18 protein-coding genes are annotated in these 18,414 nt (G+C 33.3%); 7 read left to right on the forward strand and 11 right to left on the reverse strand.

The genetic code is table 11. From position 1 onward, the window contains the following. Positions 1–8 precede the first annotated feature (8 nt). The 3 genes from FDY99_RS02680 to FDY99_RS23530 all read right to left on the reverse strand — a co-directional run bounded on the left by FDY99_RS02680 (position 9) and on the right by FDY99_RS23530 (position 1,348). The gene (locus tag FDY99_RS02680) at positions 9–767 is read right to left on the reverse strand and encodes a Rossmann-fold NAD(P)-binding domain-containing protein (RefSeq protein ID WP_139418949.1); all 759 of its coding nucleotides are present in this window, start codon (positions 765–767) and stop codon (positions 9–11) included. Between the two features lie 20 nt (positions 768–787). Beyond that, a complete protein-coding gene (locus FDY99_RS02685; protein WP_139418950.1) occupies positions 788–1,033 on the reverse strand; it encodes a hypothetical protein in 246 nt (81 codons plus the stop codon). A 180-nt stretch (positions 1,034–1,213) separates the two neighbouring features. Continuing rightward, the gene (locus tag FDY99_RS23530; RefSeq protein WP_262711390.1) at positions 1,214–1,348 is read right to left on the reverse strand and encodes a hypothetical protein; all 135 of its coding nucleotides are present in this window, start codon (positions 1,346–1,348) and stop codon (positions 1,214–1,216) included. Between the two features lie 364 nt (positions 1,349–1,712). Here FDY99_RS23530 and FDY99_RS02690 point away from each other — a divergent pair, with 364 nt between their 5' ends. The 3 genes from FDY99_RS02690 to FDY99_RS02700 all read left to right on the forward strand — a co-directional run bounded on the left by FDY99_RS02690 (position 1,713) and on the right by FDY99_RS02700 (position 2,772). Then, on the forward strand, positions 1,713–2,033 hold the full coding sequence (locus tag FDY99_RS02690) for a hypothetical protein (RefSeq protein ID WP_139418951.1): 321 nt from the start codon (positions 1,713–1,715) through the stop codon (positions 2,031–2,033). A 19-nt stretch (positions 2,034–2,052) separates the two neighbouring features. Then, positions 2,053–2,319: a DUF1883 domain-containing protein gene (locus FDY99_RS02695; protein ID WP_139418952.1), complete on the forward strand. Its 267-nt coding sequence runs from the start codon at positions 2,053–2,055 to the stop codon at positions 2,317–2,319. An 87-nt stretch (positions 2,320–2,406) separates the two neighbouring features. Continuing rightward, entirely contained in the window at positions 2,407–2,772 is a 366-nt protein-coding gene (locus FDY99_RS02700) for a hypothetical protein (protein ID WP_139418953.1), read from the forward strand. A gap of 223 nt (positions 2,773–2,995) precedes the next feature. Here the strand turns inward: FDY99_RS02700 and FDY99_RS02705 are convergent, their stop codons facing one another. The 6 genes from FDY99_RS02705 to FDY99_RS02730 all read right to left on the reverse strand — a co-directional run bounded on the left by FDY99_RS02705 (position 2,996) and on the right by FDY99_RS02730 (position 11,516). Next, positions 2,996–3,517: a DUF6624 domain-containing protein gene (locus tag FDY99_RS02705; protein WP_139418954.1), complete on the reverse strand. Its 522-nt coding sequence runs from the start codon at positions 3,515–3,517 to the stop codon at positions 2,996–2,998. A gap of 368 nt (positions 3,518–3,885) precedes the next feature. Continuing rightward, positions 3,886–5,871 carry a urocanate hydratase gene (locus tag FDY99_RS02710; protein ID WP_139418955.1) on the reverse strand — a complete coding sequence of 662 codons (1,986 nt, stop codon included), beginning with the start codon at positions 5,869–5,871 and terminating at the stop codon, positions 3,886–3,888. 287 nt (positions 5,872–6,158) lie between these two features. Beyond that, positions 6,159–10,007, reverse strand: a complete 3,849-nt coding sequence (locus FDY99_RS02715; RefSeq protein WP_139418957.1) for a T9SS type B sorting domain-containing protein — start codon at positions 10,005–10,007, stop codon at positions 6,159–6,161. A 111-nt stretch (positions 10,008–10,118) separates the two neighbouring features. After that, a complete protein-coding gene (locus FDY99_RS02720) occupies positions 10,119–10,358 on the reverse strand; it encodes a hypothetical protein (protein ID WP_139418959.1) in 240 nt (79 codons plus the stop codon). A gap of 297 nt (positions 10,359–10,655) precedes the next feature. After that, positions 10,656–11,000, reverse strand: coding sequence for a phage holin family protein (locus FDY99_RS02725; RefSeq protein WP_139418960.1), 345 nt, complete (start codon positions 10,998–11,000; stop codon positions 10,656–10,658). A gap of 93 nt (positions 11,001–11,093) precedes the next feature. Then, positions 11,094–11,516 carry a PaaI family thioesterase gene (locus FDY99_RS02730; RefSeq protein ID WP_139418963.1) on the reverse strand — a complete coding sequence of 141 codons (423 nt, stop codon included), beginning with the start codon at positions 11,514–11,516 and terminating at the stop codon, positions 11,094–11,096. 233 nt (positions 11,517–11,749) lie between these two features. Between FDY99_RS02730 and FDY99_RS02735 the strand changes: the two genes are divergently transcribed. Beyond that, positions 11,750–12,739 (forward strand): hypothetical protein, encoded by a 990-nt coding sequence (locus FDY99_RS02735; RefSeq protein ID WP_139418965.1) that lies wholly within the window; start codon positions 11,750–11,752, stop codon positions 12,737–12,739. 134 nt (positions 12,740–12,873) lie between these two features. Beyond that, positions 12,874–14,181: a DEAD/DEAH box helicase gene (locus FDY99_RS02740; protein ID WP_139418967.1), complete on the forward strand. Its 1,308-nt coding sequence runs from the start codon at positions 12,874–12,876 to the stop codon at positions 14,179–14,181. Between the two features lie 59 nt (positions 14,182–14,240). Here the strand turns inward: FDY99_RS02740 and FDY99_RS02745 are convergent, their stop codons facing one another. Beyond that, entirely contained in the window at positions 14,241–15,131 is an 891-nt protein-coding gene (locus FDY99_RS02745; RefSeq protein ID WP_139418969.1) for an SMP-30/gluconolactonase/LRE family protein, read from the reverse strand. Between the two features lie 255 nt (positions 15,132–15,386). Between FDY99_RS02745 and ccoG the strand changes: the two genes are divergently transcribed. Next, on the forward strand, positions 15,387–16,829 hold the full coding sequence (gene ccoG, locus FDY99_RS02750; protein ID WP_139418971.1) for a cytochrome c oxidase accessory protein CcoG: 1,443 nt from the start codon (positions 15,387–15,389) through the stop codon (positions 16,827–16,829). Between the two features lie 4 nt (positions 16,830–16,833). Here ccoG and FDY99_RS02755 read toward each other — a convergent pair whose 3' ends face one another. Continuing rightward, the gene (locus tag FDY99_RS02755) at positions 16,834–17,712 is read right to left on the reverse strand and encodes an AraC family transcriptional regulator (RefSeq protein ID WP_139418973.1); all 879 of its coding nucleotides are present in this window, start codon (positions 17,710–17,712) and stop codon (positions 16,834–16,836) included. A gap of 114 nt (positions 17,713–17,826) precedes the next feature. Here FDY99_RS02755 and FDY99_RS02760 point away from each other — a divergent pair, with 114 nt between their 5' ends. Then, positions 17,827–18,171: a MerR family transcriptional regulator gene (locus FDY99_RS02760; protein ID WP_034757421.1), complete on the forward strand. Its 345-nt coding sequence runs from the start codon at positions 17,827–17,829 to the stop codon at positions 18,169–18,171. The last annotated feature ends 243 nt before the right edge of the window (positions 18,172–18,414 follow it).

The raw sequence follows: 18,414 nt of genomic DNA on the forward strand, positions 1-18,414 counted from the left end.
AATTAATTCTACAAATGAAAATACCTCGGATCAGGATATTGAAACTCAAAATTCAACTCTTCAATTAATTTGTTTGGAGAAATCGTTCTTCCAATCTCTATTCTTTCACCAGAATAAGGTAAATCTTTCTGAGCATTAATTACTTCCTCTTTGTTGGGATGAATTGGCGCAACCACATTGTACACTTTAGATTCAGAATGATTGTCCAGCATTTTTTCTACTACCGAACAAATATCTGCATAATGAATATGATTCACCAACCTTTCTAAATTTGAAATATTATAATTCTTTAAAAGTCGCTGATCTCCCATTAATCCGGCCAATCTCAGAACATTCGCCTTTGGAAATTGATGCAAAATGAAATTCTCACTTTCTACCTTTTCTGCAGGTTGATTATCTTCTGTGAAATCTTTGTCAATCTGAGGATAAACTCCCGTTGAGCTCATTAAAAACAATTGACCTTTATAATCTCCAAGAAATTCCAAAAGATTCTGCTGTTTTTCTTTCATAGAGACTTGTGCTCCTCTAATTCCTGAAAACGGAACGGTAATAATTACCGCATCTAATTGTGGTAAAACATCCCAAGTTGATATTGCTTCAGATGGATGATCAGGAAAATCAACCAATGTTGGATGATAACCTTTTGATTGTAGTTCTTTTATTTTAGATTCGGACGTCGTTGTTGCGAAAATTTCATATTGATTGGATAATCTTTCTGCAATATGATTTCCGAGCCAGCCACAGCCAATAATTCCTAGTTTTTTCATGTTTAGTTTATTAGATTGTATTATTGTGGGGTTAAAGATTTGCTATTTTCGTTGGAGGTTTCATTATTCCACTCTCTTATTTCAATCGTTTTAGCAATCACTAAAAGCTCTTCCGGTGTGAATCTTTTTTCTTTTAGTTTCTTGAAAAAAGTAGGTTTCTTAATTCCTGATTTCTCAATAATATAAGACATTTTGAAAGGAGAGTTTTTCAAAATCTCATCAATGTTATTAAGAATATCGATATATTCTTCTATTTCTTTTGTCATTATTTTATGTTTTTTAATACCTTTTATTGATACAAATATAATCAATTTATGATTCTAAATTATAGAAATGAATATCAAAAACATTGAATATCTTTGAGTTTGTCATCATTTTTTTTATTCCGTTTGTCATCCTGAAAGGATCTCAACCAAATCTAATTTCCCCTAATTCTGCACTAATCGTTATAGAGTCTGCAAATTTGCGGTAAGCGGATGATTGGAAATTACAGGATATTTTCCTGATTGGATATTGTTGAGAATTCTCTGAGCCAAAGTTGCAAGATCTTTAGTGCTCAGTCTGACTAATGAAATTTTCATCTTTTAAAATGTGTTTTAATTATTAATTATTCATGAAATAACTAAAACAAATATAAATAATTCTGCATTTTGTTTAAAACATTTTGTGGGAAATAAAATGCAGTTGCAAGAAGTTCCCCGCAACTTGTGAGAGACTTCCTGCAATTGCACGAGGTTACAAACAAGCTTGTTTTAGATAAAATGCAATTGCATGAAGTTATAAACAGGGGTGTTTTAAACAAAATGCAGATGCAGGAGGTTTATTTTAAGGATGATATAATGTTAGGAGGTGTGAGTTAGAGTTTAAGTAAGTCGTAATTATTAGATTACGGAAATCCGTAATTTTTATTAAGTTAAGCTATATACTTTTGAGAAAAATAACATTATGACATTAAAGTTCAAAACATCAAATGCAAATGATTTCAAAAATGAAATTATAAAACTTATTAACGAAGGAAAGTTGTCAACATGGGAAATATTAACAATAAATAGTACAGAATATTTGAAACATACTGGGCAGTGGGGAGAGAAGGGAGCTATAAAACTAACAAAAGATAATGACAATAAATATCTGACATCACAAGTTTTTAAGTTTGATAGTTACACTGGGAAAGTTGAAGATTTTGAAGGTTATTATCTTGGACGATTTTGCGAACTAATTTTTGTAAACTTTCCTAAGAAATTTTCATCTATTGACAAGAACTAATTTTTAAATTAAAAAAAAAATGAAATATCAAGTACACGATTTAGGTCAATTAAGTGGTGGAGAAATAGTTGAAGTGACTTTAGCAGGAACTGCTGCAAATGTTAAACTCATGGACATCTCAAACTTTTCAAATTATAAATATGGAAAAAATCATAAATATTATGGAGGATATATAAAGCATTCTCCTTATCGAGTTTCAGTTCCAAATTTTGGAAGATGGTATATAACGATAGATTTAGGAGGCTACTCAGGAACAATACGCTCTGCCGTAAAGATTATTAAATAATTAATAAATTATGAAGATCAACTTCACAGAAGATTTTTTTAGTTACTAGATTAAATTTTATGTATTAAACTAATAAATATAAAAACAATGATAAGATGTCCAAAATGTAATTCAGAGCAAATCACTTCACAAAAAAAAGGATTTGGATTCGGAAAAGCCATAGCAGGAATTTTTGTTGCTGGACCATTAGGATTAGTAGCCGGTACTGTTGGAGCAAATAAAATTCAAATACATTGTTTAAATTGTGGAAATAAGTGGCTACCTAATAAATCAACTGGTGTTTCGAATGAAAGAATCACCACAGCACTCCCTATTAAAAAGAAAAAAGGTCCTCATAACTTACCAAAAGAAAAAACAGAAGAAGAAAGGAGAAGAGAAATTTATGAAAAAACTGGGTTATCTGCATCGGATCCAAAGTTTGGAAATTTTAGAAAAACTAAAAAACTTAATTAATCTATACAAATAAAAGCAAAAACCTGCCTCACAGCAGGTTTTTCCATACTTTCTAAGGTTTTTTGAAAATGAATATTTCTGCGTTATACTTCGCTGGTGCGAGCTTCAAGCTCGTGTCTTAAACTAAATTGAATGAGTGCGAGGAAGATGTTCGCACCAATGCGGAGAGACACACTCCATTCAATTTTGACCGGAGTCGTATACGTGATTATATGTTGTGTTGTTAATTCGGATTGAACTGAATATTGAAATTCTTTAAATAATCCTCTATTGGCTCCATTCCCATTTCTTTTCTTCTTTCGTTCACCGTTGCAGGATTTTCTAATTTATACAATTTACCATTTTTTATTTGTGAACCATATATTTGAGGTTTTCCTTCGTCCATTAAAATCCTGTCTTTCATCAATGCGTACTGTCCTTTAGATAAGTCTCCATTTTTAACCGCTTTCTCTATTTTCGGAAAATATTTTTTTCTGATTTCTTCGGTACTATGTTGCAATCCCAACCAGATTGCATCCATATGTTTTTGATCCACCTCCTTTAATGTTGGCATACCACACTTTTCAATAATGCTGATCACTAATTCCTGATTCCTATGATCTTCTTTAGCGTATTTGATGGGTTTATTTGCTTTTCTAATCCTTTGGTCACTTTCTAAAACTTCGCTCAGGATTTGACGTTTTTTGCTACAATCGACTTCAATAATATCTACTGAACCTACATAGACAAATTTATTCCTATTCATATAAAGGAATATTGATATAATTAAAACAAGAGCGGTTAATATGCTGAATACTATTTTTTTTATTTTCATTTCTATTTTTGGGTCATATTCCAAAATAAGTTGACCATTTTTGGTTAAAAATTAATTGCTCCCAAAAGTAGGAATTATTTTTAAGTGTCGGAATAAAGTATGGATAATTTTTTCCCGATCTCGCGGATTTGCATTCCGCGAGCAAAAAATCAAAGCACGGATTAAAGATCCGCGCTATCATAAATATAAAAACCTGCTGTGAGGCAGGTTTTTATATTTCAATACAATAACTTCTCGATACGCTTTTTTCAAAAGCTACTCGAAGTGACGGATTGCTTTATCATTTTCAAATTCTAAAATTAAAAAAGACTCTCATCCACAAAATTTGGCAACGTCACTTTCAAATTTGGTTCCACTTCCATTGCTCTTTTGATAGCGAAAACAGCGCCTTCATTTCTTGCCCAGCTTCTTCTGGAGATTCCGTTGTTGACATCCCAGAAAAGCATTGATTTTAATCTTCTGTCGGCATCGTCGCTTCCATCCAATAGCATTCCAAAACCACCGTTGATCACTTCGCCCCAACCAACGCCGCCTCCATTGTGAATGGAAACCCAAGTCGCTCCACGGAAACTGTCACCAATCACATTATGAATCGCCATATCTGCCGTAAATCTCGAACCGTCATAAATATTGGAAGTCTCTCTGTACGGCGAATCTGTTCCCGAAACATCGTGATGATCTCTTCCCAAAACTATCGCTCCAATTTCTCCATTTTTAATGGCTGTGTTGAAGGCTTCTGCAATTTTCATTCTTCCTTCCGCATCGGCGTACAAAATTCTCGCCTGTGAACCAACCACCAATTTATTTTCCTGTGCCCCTTTGATCCACTGAATATTATCCTTCATTTGCTGTTGGATTTCTTTAGGAGAATTTTGGATCATTTCCTCTAAAACTTGGCACGCAATTTCGTCTGTTTTCTGCAAATCTTCAGGTTTTCCGCTTGTACAAACCCAACGGAACGGTCCGAAACCATAATCAAAACACATTGGCCCCATAATATCCTGAACATAAGAAGGGAATTTAAACTCTCTTCCCAACGTTGGATTTTCAGACATTACATCGGCTCCGGCTCTTGAAGCTTCCAATAAAAATGCGTTTCCGTAATCGAAGAAATACGTTCCTTTTTCTGTATGTTTATTAATCGCTGCAGCGTGTCTTCTTAATGTTTCCTGAACTTTTTCTTTAAATAATTCAGGGTTTTCTGCCATCATCGTGTTAGATTCCTCAAAACTTTGTCCAACCGGATAATAACCTCCCGCCCAAGGATTGTGAAGCGAAGTCTGGTCTGAACCGATATCAATTCTTAAATTTTCCTGATCAAATTTTTCCCAAACCTCAACAATATTTCCAAGATAAGCCAGAGAAACAACTTCTTGAGTTTCCTGAGCTTTTCTTACTCTTTCTACTAATTCATCAAGGTTTTCATGGATTTCATTCACCCATCCTTGATCATGACGGATCTTGGTGATCTTTGGATTGACTTCTGCAATTACCGTAACACAACCTGCAATATTTCCTGCTTTTGGCTGTGCTCCACTCATTCCGCCTAAACCTGAGGTTACGAACAATCCGCCTTTTGGTTCTTTATTTATTTTTCTGAAGGCATTTAACACCGTAATCGTTGTTCCATGAACAATTCCTTGCGGTCCAATGTACATATAAGATCCTGCCGTCATTTGTCCGTACTGCGTCACACCTAAAGCATTAAATTTTTCCCAATCATCCGGTTTAGAATAATTAGGAATCATCATTCCGTTGGTCACAACCACTCTTGGTGCATCTTTATGAGAAGGAAACAATCCCATCGGATGCCCTGAATACATTGTTAATGTTTGTTCGTCCGTCATTTCAGACAAATATTTCATCGTCAAAAGATACTGTGCCCAATTGGAGAATACCGCACCATTTCCACCATATGTAATCAATTCGTGTGGATGTTGTGCCACTGCATAGTCCAGGTTGTTCTGGATCATCAGCATAATCGCTTTTGCCTGCTCAGATTTTCCTGGATATTCTGCAATATCTCTCGCTTTCATCTCATAATCCGGACGGAAACGGTACATATAAATTCTTCCGAACTCATCGAGTTCTTTTTTAAACTCTTGAATTAATTCTGCATGAAACTGAGGTTCGAAATAACGTAAAGCGTTTTTCAGAGCGAGTTTTTTCTCTTCATCCGTTAAAATTTCTTTACGTTTCGGAGCGTGATTGATATTGGTTTCGTATGGTTTTGGCTGAGGTAATTGATTTGGAATACCCTGTTGTATCTGTTCTTGGAAAGTCATTATATAGTTAATGTTTTTTTGTTGATCGTTGATGGTTTTTTTGTGGTTTTAAAGATATTCAAATTAGAAAACTCGTGCAAATCAAATGAGAAAATATACAGCCTAATGGAATTCCTTTTCAAACTTTACTCAAAGTTTGTCATTCCGTAGGAATCTAAGCGCTATTTCTAAATTATTGTTGAGATTCCTACGGAATGATAAACAAGGTACTTATCTAATCAATATTTCTGCAAAAAGAAACTACCTCATTGAATTTCAATGAGGTAGTTATTCTTATTCAAAATATTTTAATTATTATTCTTCACAAGTACCCAGCCCGTAAATGTTCTTCCATCCGGAAGTGTAATCACATACCAATAGCTCGAAGTTGGTATTGCTCTTCCCGCGATGGTTCCGTCCCAGACGATTTGGGTATTTGTATTTTGCTCAAAAATCAGATATTGATAACGGTCAAATACTTTTACATTGGTCATTTTGGCTCCGAAAACATGAAGGTTCCTGATGATCCATTTATCATTATGCCCGTCTCCGTTTGGTGTAATTGCATTTTTAATATCTAAAATAACACCGTCCTGTTTTACAATACATTTTCCTTCCACATATTTTACATAAAATGTTGTAATTCCTGTCGGTAAATTATAGAAAACATTCGTTGCCTGCCAATTAATTCCGTCAATTGAATAGAGAATTGGCTGCGAACCGGTAGCAATAATCGTATAGGTATTACCGCTCGCAATCATATTCTGAATGACCGGAACATCGTAATATTTAGCTTCAAAAGTCGTAGTGTAAGAACATCCGTTATCTGATGTTACCGTTACGGTATAGGTTCCTACCATTCCAGCATTAATGAGAGTATCTGTAGTAGAAACTATTTGTCCGGCAGGATTCGTCCATACATAACTTACAATCGTATGTCCTTCAACTTTTAAAGTATAGCTGAATGTCGCATCCGGACAGAAATACTGGGTTGGGATTTCAAAAATAGGAACTTTTTTAAGAGAAATTTTAATGGTTGCTATTTCAGGACATAATCCGGGAACACTTACTTTTACATAAATTGTATCTAATCCTAAGTTTTGATTGAAAGAATAACTTGCAGGATTGGTAATAGCATTTGTTCCTGAATTTAAATCAGCTAAAGAAGTGTAATAAGTAAAGGTAGCCGTGCCGCCTGAGAAAATCTGTGATTCATATTGAGTAAGGTTTACATTTTCTATTCCGTCATTTAAGGTATCGCAGACATTATTTAGAAGGAACGGTCCTGAATTTTGAAGTACCACTTTAGTTCCAATAATAAAATTAATTGTTGCAATATCATCACATCCAGGAATATTCATCACTTTTACCCAAATCTGCTGTGGAAAAGGATTTGCCGTAAAGTTTTGTGGATTTGCAATTGGATTTACTCCGTTTTGTGCATCACTTTGAGTAAGATAAAAAGTGAAAGTATTGATTGTATTCGGAATATCAACATAAAGATTGGTATAATTCATCAGATTGACTTCATAAACGCCATCAAGATTATCATCACAAACTGTTATGGTTGAATTAATTGCTTTTGGAGGAAAATATGTATTCAACTCAATCGGCGCGACTGAAAAGCAGCCGTTCGTTTTTGATTGAAATCTTGCCCAAACCTTCACCGTAGAAACCGTTGTTACAATACTGTTTCCAATCTGAGTAGAAGGAACTCCTGCATTGGCTTCTGCTAAAGTATTGTAATAAGTAATCGTCATATCAGAAAGTGGATATGTGTTCTGAGAAGCTAAAAACATCTGCTGAATTGCATCATTCAGCTGGAAGGTTTCATTCAGATTAAAATCTTCGTCACACGTATTTAAAACAGCATTCTTTAATACAATCACAGGTAAAAATGTCATCTGAATATTCAATTGTGATGCAGAAAAGCATTCATTGTTATTAAACTGCACTTTTACAAAAACTGTTGCATTTCCAGGAACAGGAAGTTCATTCGGGTTTGCGATTGGTCCCGAAAAAACATGCGTTGCAGGATCGTAAGAAGTATAATATGTAAATGTAACATTCGAACCACTATAAATCTGAGGCTGAGCCGACAAAAGATTGTACAGTTCTACTCCATCATTATTGTTATCACAAATATTGGTCAGATTAATATTTACAACAGAATTTACAGCCGGAGTTGATAACAAACTGATGGTCACCGGATAAATCTGAGTACAATTGTAAGAATTAATTTTCACAAAAATCTGTCTTGTACCAACAACATTTACACTGGTTACAGGATTGGTTCCATTCTGAGCATCAGCTTGTGTTAGATAAAAAGTTGTAGTTGCGTTCTGATTTCCGATAATTGCCCCAGAAAACTGAGCGAGCGGAACAACTTCTGTATTATCATTATTAAAATCGCAAACACTAAAATTGGAATCTACAATCACTGGATGAACCAGATTAACATTAATCGCTTTAATTGTATAACACGTATCACTTTGCTCAAACCGGACATAAAATGTTTTGCTTACAAAATTTCCGTTTTCTGTAATAGTTTGGGTTGGTGAAATAGGATTTATTCCGTCTAATGCAGCTAAATAATTATCATAAAATTCTACAACAGGAACCGTTGACGGAGCAACAAGCATATTTGCAGAAAGCGTTTGTAGATTCACAGTAATATCATCGGTTCCATTGAAGCAGATATATTCATTTTTATCGTTGACTAAAATCTTGGTAAAAGTGATATTTAGATTAACAGTAACCACTGCAAAACATCCTCCCGGAATCTGAACTCTGATGTAAACCGTGTACTGCCCTTCTTTTATCGTTCCTACTACGGTTCCTGAATTATTATATGCTTCTGCAAAAGTCTGATAAACAGTAAAAGTAACTCCCGGTTGTGTTGTAATCAAAGGTCCAATATTTAAAGCAAAATCAAAAGGTTCATTATTATCTGCATTAATGTCGCACATCGTGTACGAAAAATTAATAGGAGAATTGGCATTAACTCCCGGTTGGAAAGTAAAATTTACAGGTCCGAGAATATAAGTACATGCGGCATCCTGTAATCTTACCCAAACTTTTGTGTTCACTGTAATATTTGCAGTTGTTACCGTATTGGTATTATTTTGAGCATCCGATTGAGACAGATAATATGAAAATCCAGATGTTCCTGCAGGAAAAAGCTGGCTGTTTAAGAAACTTAAATCATAGTTCTGCTCGATTCCGTCATTATTGGTGTCACAAAGCAAAATACTATCTGTCAAAAGATTTTTGGTGATGAAATTCAAAGTAAGAACTGCCACTCTGAAACATCCGGGAACATTGGGGTTTTGAATTCTTACATATAAAACCTTATTAGAATTGAGCGAATAACTTGTAGAAATACTATTCTGATTATTTTGCGCATCAGCTAAAGACTGATGAAAAGTAAAATTAAAACTCGCTGGATTTTGTGAAGTTACATTAGGTTTAAAATCATTCAGATTAAGCTGAATCGGAGCATTTCCACAAAAATTCTGGGTATAATTTCTTGAAATTGGATAAGAAGGATTAAAATCAAGGGTAAAATCATCAGTTAACGTCAGATTGCTATTTCCACAAATATTAAAAACAACATTGGCGGTATAAACTTCATTCTGTGTAGGGCATAAAGTAGCCTGAATTCCTGATGCTACAGTTTGTCCTGCAGAATTAGTCCACGTTACCGTTGGCTGAATCGTACTTCCAGTGGGAGTAAATTTCCATGCTTCCTGCATAGCTTGCCAATTCCCTGTATTTCTTGAAGCCGGAGAATATCCTAAAGTTCCCGTATCATTTATAATTCCAATCAGAGCATTTTCAAACTTTCTGGTTGGGCAGGGTGTGAGTTTTTTATCAACAAAAACTTCTACAATATTTGTTGTTTCATGTAAAACAATTTGTGATGAAGACCGATCTGTACAACCAGCGACTCTTCCGTCATAATAACTGATGACAAATTTGCGGTAAGGCGCAGTTCCTATTGTAGAATAATAAATTTCAGAAGCGTCTGCGGCAGAAAAGACCATATCATGATACACTCCGAAAATAGAATTCTTGGGTAAACCCTGATTAGGATTTTGCCAAAGAACATTGGGATAATTGATATTTCCCTGCTGATTCAGGTCGAAAGTGACCATTCCGTTTGAACCGATGACGACAGATTCAAAATATTGATTAAAAAAGCAAAACTTAAATGGTAAATCTATTTTTGGCGTAAATAAATCGTCAAAATTGGCATTCAGCGCCGTTCATTGATTCAGTGGAATTGGCGGATTATACGTTCCTTGGGTGAGTTGGTACGTTGTAGCTTGTTTCAGCTCCGGGTATTCTACATGAAGCGGAATACAACCATTAGCATCGAGATCATTTGTACAGGTTACATGAAAATTCTCATTTCCCAGAGCGTCTTTCACCTTCACACTTATGGGAATTTGAGAATAAGCACAACAACTGACAAACAACAAGAAAGTTTGTAAATATTTTGTCATGTAAATTTGGTGTAAATAAATTATTAATTAATTAAAAATAACTTAATAATAAATATACTTTAAAAATAATACTTTTAAATTACAAAATACACAATAATAAATAATTATTTATAATTTATTAAAAATATATTAACATCACAATAATAATGGGATATCCAAGCATTATATTTATTTAGAAACTTCAAAAAAACTTCAAAATATTCATTCTTTTGAAACACCAAAGAGCAACCCATTCATAAAAAAAAGTGGAAATCCTTTGAATTTCCACTTTTCTTTATCTTTAATAATTTACTTCAATTAATCTCCATCTGAAAACATAGAATTGGCAAGTGACGTCACTATAGACAGTGCAATACTGAAAATAAATGCCCACCAAAAACCGTCTACTACCATGCTATCGATAAAGTAATCTGCTATAAGAATAATAATTGCATTAATTACCAAAGCAAAAAAGCCCAAAGTAATAATGGTAAGAGGCAAGCCAAAAAGACTTAAAATAGGCTTCACAATAATATTTAAAACTCCTAAAACAATTGCAAAAATAATTGCCGTTGAAAAGCCTTCAAAATGTACACCCGGTAAAATCTTAGTCAGTACAAAAGCTACAATAGCTGTCACCAGCAGTCGAATAATTAAGTTCATAGTATTTAATTTTTTATATTATTGGTTTTTACAAACAAAACTTATTCCAATCACGTACAATCAATGATGAATACTAAGTTTTTTTGTTTTAATCTATTTAATTTTCATCATTGTCACCAAAGAGGTTGCTACATGGCTTTCCGAAGTACGGTTTTCGTCAATTGTATAAATTTCAGTTCTGATAACACTGATTTTGGAGCCTCCTTTTACTACATAAGATTTTGAAACTAAGGCGTCTCCCATTGCGGGCCTTAAATAATTCACTTTCAGTTCCACTGTTACCACATAGCAATCTTGCTCATAATGGCTTACCGCAGCATATCCTGAAGAAACATCAACCAAAGAAGCAATCATTGCTCCGTTGAACATTCCTGCTTTTCTCGTCATCAATTCCATTTTTGGGATTTTGATGGATACATAATCCGTTTCTATTTCCAATAATTCGGCTTTATAGAATTTTAAAGTTTCAGAGCGATTGAAACTATCGGTCATAAGTTTTGTTTTTTCAGGGGTCATGTTTGAATGTTGACGATTAGTCGTTTAATTATAAAATATCTTTTGCGAAGTTAGGAAAATCTTAAAGTAATTACTGGGTTTGGGAAAGATATCGCTTGTATAAAAATCAAGTTTATTTTATCTTTTTGATTCCTTGCGAGGTGATTTTCTTTATATTTGAGAGATAAAAAACGAATTACAACTAGAGCTACTACCTGCATAAATAGCTATATCAAGAAGAGATTTTCAAAAATATGACACGAATTATTTTACTTTATTTACTTACAACTTGTTTTTACAGTTTCGGACAAGAAAAAACAACCAATACAGACATAATCGATTCTAAAAACTCTTTATATATTGATTTAACTGAATATGATATTAATAAACAAAAAGTTGATTATATCTCTGATTTAGATTTTAAAAATTCTATCGTAACAAGTGACCTTAAATTTTTTCCTAATAAATATGACTTCTATAATGTTTATAAAAGCTCTTATCAGGGTAAGGTAAAGCAAATTAAAACCTTAAAAAAAAGGAACGATTCATTTAGGATAGATAAGTTTAATGATAAAGGATACTTAATTGAATCTGAATATTCCTCTGGTGGTAATTTTTATTATACTTATGATAAAAACGATAATTTGATTAAGGAAATTAAAATTAAAAATGGAGATACAGTTAATGTTAAAAATATCTACTATAACACCAATGGAAAGATTGAAAAAATAATAGAGAATAATCTAAAAGAAAAAAAAGATTACGAATTTAATTTAGATGTCTTAATAACATATGATGGTGAAGGAAGGCCTACAAATATCACAAACAACAATCCAAAAAGAAAATACACAAAAGAAATATCTTACAAAGATAATAAGGTAACCATTGTTTACAAATCAAAGAATATAGAAGACAAAGAAATTCATATATATTCAAGTAAATACAAACTATTGAAAGAAGAGAATCAAAATTACATTACAATAAATAAATATGATGAATCAGGCAGGTTAATTAACTGCATGACATATAGAGATAACGAATATTGCTGTACTGATTTTTATAAACATGATAACAAAGGCAATGTTACTGAGAAAATTTTCACCAATCATTTAAAAAATCACAAAGAAATAACGACCTACAAATATGAATTTGATAGTTTACAAAATATAACTTACGAGTTGAGTTCTAATAATGTTTCCGAGAAAGAATATGAAACTTACTATGAAATTGAGTATTTTAAATAGTGAAAATTCCCATCAACAATATTTATTACCAATTATGCTCATTTTCATTTCTAAATTATTCTAAAAAGTGGTTTCTTTTAAAGTGATTTAGTAGAGGTTTTACTATTTACACCTAAATCCCCTACCTTTGCAAAATGGAATTAGAATCTATTTATAAAAAACTGCAGATTCAGGATATGAATCAGATGCAGAAATCTACATACAAAACTACAGAAAACAACACCGATGTTGTTTTACTTTCACCAACCGGTTCAGGAAAGACACTTGCTTTTTTATTTCCTGTTCTTAGAAGTTTAAAGAAAGAATCTACAGGAATTCAGGCTTTGATTTTGGTTCCGGCAAGAGAGTTGGCTTTACAGATTGAGCAGGTTTTCAAATCGATGGGAACAGATTTTAAAGTGACTGTTTGCTACGGTGGACACGATAAAAAAATTGAAGTAAACAATCTTAAAGAAGCTCCGGCAGTTTTAATAGGTACTCCGGGAAGAGTTGCCTATCATATGAGAAATAAAAATCTTGATGTAAAAACCATAAAAAACTTGGTTCTGGATGAGTTTGACAAAGCTTTAGAGCTTGGTTTTCATGATGATATGGAATACATTATCGAAAACATGTACAATCTTTACCAAAGAATGCTTACTTCTGCAACATCAATGGATGAAATTCCTAAGTTCACAGGTTTGAAAGATGAAAAAGTAATTGATTTCTTAAAGCTAGGAGATAATAAACCCGACATTCAATTAAGAAAAGTAATAACGACTTCTGAGGATAAACTTGACACCTTATTTCATCTTATCTGCAAAATAGGAAATAAAAGGATGCTTATTTTCTGTAATCACAGAGAAGCGGTAGACCGTATTTCTGAGCTTTTACGCGAAAAAGGCATTGACCGTGAAACTTTCCACGGCGGAATGGAACAGGACGAAAGAGAACGCGCCTTACTGAAATTCAGAAACGATACCGCAAGAGTATTGATCACCACAGATTTGGCGGCAAGAGGTCTCGACATCCCGGAAATAGAATCGATTGTACATTATCAACTTCCAACAATGGAAGATGCTTTTATCCACAGAAACGGAAGAACGGCAAGAATGAATGCAAAAGGTTCTGTTTATTTAATCATGACTGAAAGTGAAAAGTTTCCGTTTATCAAAAAAGACACTCCTGAAGAGTCTGTAACAGAATTTTCTACTGTTCCTAGAAACTCACCGTTCCAGACGATCTACATTAGCGCCGGAAAAAAAGACAAGGTCAATAAAGTAGATATCGTAGGATATTTAATAAAGAAAGGCGAGTTGCAAAAAGAAGATGTAGGTTTGATCGAAGTAAAAGACACCACTTCTTACGTAGCGGTTTCCAGAAATAAAGTAAGAGAATTACTTAAAAAACTAAGCACTGAAAAACTGAAAGGCAAGAAAGTAAAAATAGAAGTTGCTTATTAATTTTGAGGCTGAGGCTAAGGTTGATACTAATAAAGATCAACCTTAACCTTGACCTTAACCTACTCTACCCCTCTTGTATTCGTCTTCAAAGTATAAACTGATCTTGAAGCGGTAATAAACAGAATATCGTTTTTCTCCCCTCCAAAAGTTACATTCCCCGTCCAGTCTTCAGGAATTTTAATGTGATGAACTTTTTCACCTTTGGTATTAAAAACCGTCACACCGTCTCCTGTAATATAAAGATTTCCATCCTGATCAAGCGTCATTCCGTCTGATCCCATTTCACAGAAAAGTTTCTTTTCAGACAATTTTCCGTCGCCCAGAATATCATAAACATAGGTTTTTCCGGCATCAATATCTGAAACATACAGCTTTTTCAACTTTATACTTCCAATAATTCCATTCGGCTGCACAAAAGTTTCAAGTTTTGAAATTTTGTCGTCTTTGCTTATGTAGTATAGATTTTTTTCAGGAATTTCTACTTTAAAATTTTGCCAGTAATCTCTTTTATACAAAGGATCTGTGAAATAAATTCCTCCATTTCCGTCGAGCCAAAGATCGTTTGGTCCGTTTAATCTTTTCCCTTCAAAACCTTTTGATAAAACCTCAATCGATTTGTCTTGGCCAATTTTCCAGATTTCACCTTCGTTGTCTGAACAGGTAATTAAATTATCGTTCTCATCGAAATACGTTCCATTGGCTCTTCCGGTTTTGTCTAAAAACAAAGACACTTTATCGGTTTTCCAGTCCCAGAAATAAATTTTATCGTTGGGCTGATCAGTAAAATAAACATTTCCGGTTTTATCTGTTGCCGGACCTTCAGTAAATGAAAACTGATCTGATATTAATTTTGGTTCGGTATTTTCAAGCATTGCATTGTAATTTGGTGATTTGCAACTGAGAAATGCCAAAACCAAACCAACAAGACCCGCATTCAAAATATTTTTCATTTCTATAAATTTAAGGCATACAATTTACGATTTGTAAAAAGCTTAGCCAATTTTATATAACTATTTATTTAGTTTAACTACAAATAACAAAATGTCCTTTTTGTACTATTTTGTAAGTGTTTAATATTATTTATTGAACCTTAAAATCAAGAGCTTTGTATCATCTTTAATGAGGGGAATTTAGACTCATTATTATTTCAGAAATGATTTATTAATTATCTAAAAAAGTCCTTTTAATTCAATAAAATTCAAAAGATGAGCATTCAGCAAGGCAATATAAAAATTCCAGGAAGTGATGGTGAGGCTTTCAGAGATTCTGTAGGAACAATGGACGACACAGGAAAACGGAAATGGGTTTTTCCAAGAAAGCCAAAAGGTAAGTTTACCAATTACAGAGATTATACAAGTTATGTTTTATTAGCTTTATTTTTTGGAATTCCATTTTTAAAAATTAACAACAACCCGTTTCTTTTAATCAATCTTATCGATAGAAAATTCTTTATTTTAGGTCAGTCATTTTACCTGCAGGATTTTTTTATTTTGGCGTTAGGAGCAGTGATCTCTGTCATTTTTGTGATGTTATTCACCGTGGTTTTCGGGAGAATATTTTGTGGATGGCTATGCCCACAAACCGTTTTTATGGAAATGGTTTTCCGAAAAATAGAATATTGGATCGAAGGCGACCGTAACAAACAAATGAAACTCGACAGGCAGAGTTGGGATTCCGAAAAAATAAGAAAAAGACTTTTAAAATGGTCTGTTTTCTTTATTATTTCATTGATTATCTCTCATTTTATGTTTATGTACATTGTCGGGTACGAAAATATTTTCAAAATCATTCAGGAAGGTCCGTTAGAAAATCCTTTACATTTTACAGCAATGCTGTCTTTTTCATTGGCTTTTTATTTTGTTTTCACTTGGTTGCGTGAACAGGTTTGCACCTTGATTTGTCCTTATGGAAGATTACAGGGTGTGTTAATCGACAAGCAGACCATCAATGTATATTACGATACAAAAAGAGGAGAAGGTCGCGCCAAATGGAGAAACGGAGAAGACAGAAAATCTTCAGGAAAAGGTGATTGTATTGATTGCGGACAATGTGTCGTGGTTTGTCCAACAGGAATTGATATCAGAAACGGTCAGCAATTAGAATGTGTTAACTGTACTGCCTGTATCGACGCTTGTGATGAGGTAATGGTAAAAGTAGGTTTACCAACCGGATTGGTACGATATGCGACAGAATCAGAAATTGAAACCGGAAAAAAACTTGGAATAACTTCAAGAATGATTATTACCACAATTTTTCTGGCGTTATTGATAGGATTTTTAGGATTCTTATTAAACGACAGAGGTTCTATGGAAGCAAAATTTATAAAACCTGCAGGCTCTACATTTTTTGTGAGAGACGGAAAAATCATCAATAATTTCACCTATACTTTTCTGAATAAAACCAATGAGAAAAAAGTAATTACCATAAAAGTGACGCACCCTACTCATGCCGAAATTATTTCTTCAGGACCGAGCAAAATCACATTAAAAGGTGACCAAATTCTGAAAGGATCTATTGGAATTGCTTTTCCGGAAAATGAAATTAAATCTTCAAAACAAAATTTAACCATCGTTGTTTTAGATGAAAAAAATGAAGTTTTAGATACTTTCGAAACAACCTTTGAAGGACCTTTTAAACTCGCATTGTAAAAGATTAGTTTTTATGATTTTTAATAAATTGCGAGGGTGTAATCCCTGAGTTTTTACGGAACATCCTCGCAAAATAAGAATACTCCTCATAACCCAATCTGAAAGCAATTTCCACAAGACCTTCATCAAGATAGATGAGCATTCTTTTAGCTTCCAGAATCACTCTTTCAGTAATAATCTCAGAAGCAGTTTTCTGCATAACAGTCTGTGTAATTCTGTTAAGATGCTTTGCCGAGATATTCATTTGTGATGCGTAATAAGCAATTGATTTTTGAGAGGTAAAAGATTCTTCCAGCAAGTTTTCAAAATCCTGATAATGTTTAAAATAAGACACACTTGTTGCTGAGGTTTTTTCATCATCTTTAGCAAACTCTCTTACCGACTGAATATAAATTTGAGAAATAAGTGAAAGAATAAATCCCTGTTTCATTACATTCTGAGACTCATGCTCGCTTCCAATAGCCTCAAAAAGGCGAATCATATTTATCAATTCATCAGATTCAAGCTGAAGTTTTCTTGAAAAACTCGGAGAATTAAAAAACGGGAAATTTTTCAGCTTTTGATTAACGTAATGTATTTCGTAATAAGGCTGAGAAAAAAAGAAAATATAACCATCGGTATCCGGAGAAAGTTCCCAACTGTGAACCTGTCCCGGAGAAAGAAAAAACAGACTCCCTTCAGAAACATCATATTTTTGAAAATCTATTTCATGAATTCCGCTTCCTTTAGTGAAAATAACAGTGACATAAAAATCATGACGATGTGGTTTCTCGATATGTTTATGGCTGGAAATCAAATGATTTTTCAGCGTATTGAAATAAAAATCCGGAGCGTTTTTCTCTGACTGAAAAAGATTGATATGCAATACCGAGATAGAATTCATCCTGATTGATTATGTGTGAAAGAGAACAAAAATACGCTTAAACTGCACATTTTACAACGTGTATTTGTAGTAAAGCTTAAAAAATATTTATCTTTGATTTTTCAGGATTTTATAATGAAGACAAATTTACCCGACAAACTGTATTATTCGATAGGAGAAGTTGCGAAAGCATTCGATGTAAACGCTTCATTGATAAGATATTGGGAACAAGAATTCCCAATTATTAAACCTAAAAAAAACAAAAAAGGAAACCGTTACTTCACTCCCGAAGACATTAAAAATCTGAAAATCATCTATCATTTGGTGAAAGAAAAAGGTTATACGCTTGATGGAGCAAGAATTGCGTTAACAACCAACTCAAAAATTTCTGAAACGGTAACACTAATCGACCGCTTAGAATTCGTAAAAGCAGAATTGCTTAAGCTAAAAGATTCTTTGGTAGAAAAAGATTCTGAATAAAAACGTAATATCAAATGATTAAAGTAAAACACCGAAAGCATTTAAAAACTCTGGCCGGAGTCTCATTATTTCTTATAATTGTCGGAGCTGTTTTTAATGTGAACACCTACTTAATGGCTGCTTTGATTGGAATCTTTGTCGTTTCACTTGTCCAAATTTTCATTCACAAAAAAAGCGATTCTTAAGGTTATTTTTTCCGGTATAAATACACTTACAATCAATTCAAAAACTTTCGAGATATTG

The sequence above is a fragment of the Chryseobacterium mulctrae genome (assembly GCF_006175945.1).
Lineage (GTDB): Bacteria > Bacteroidota > Bacteroidia > Flavobacteriales > Weeksellaceae > Chryseobacterium > Chryseobacterium mulctrae.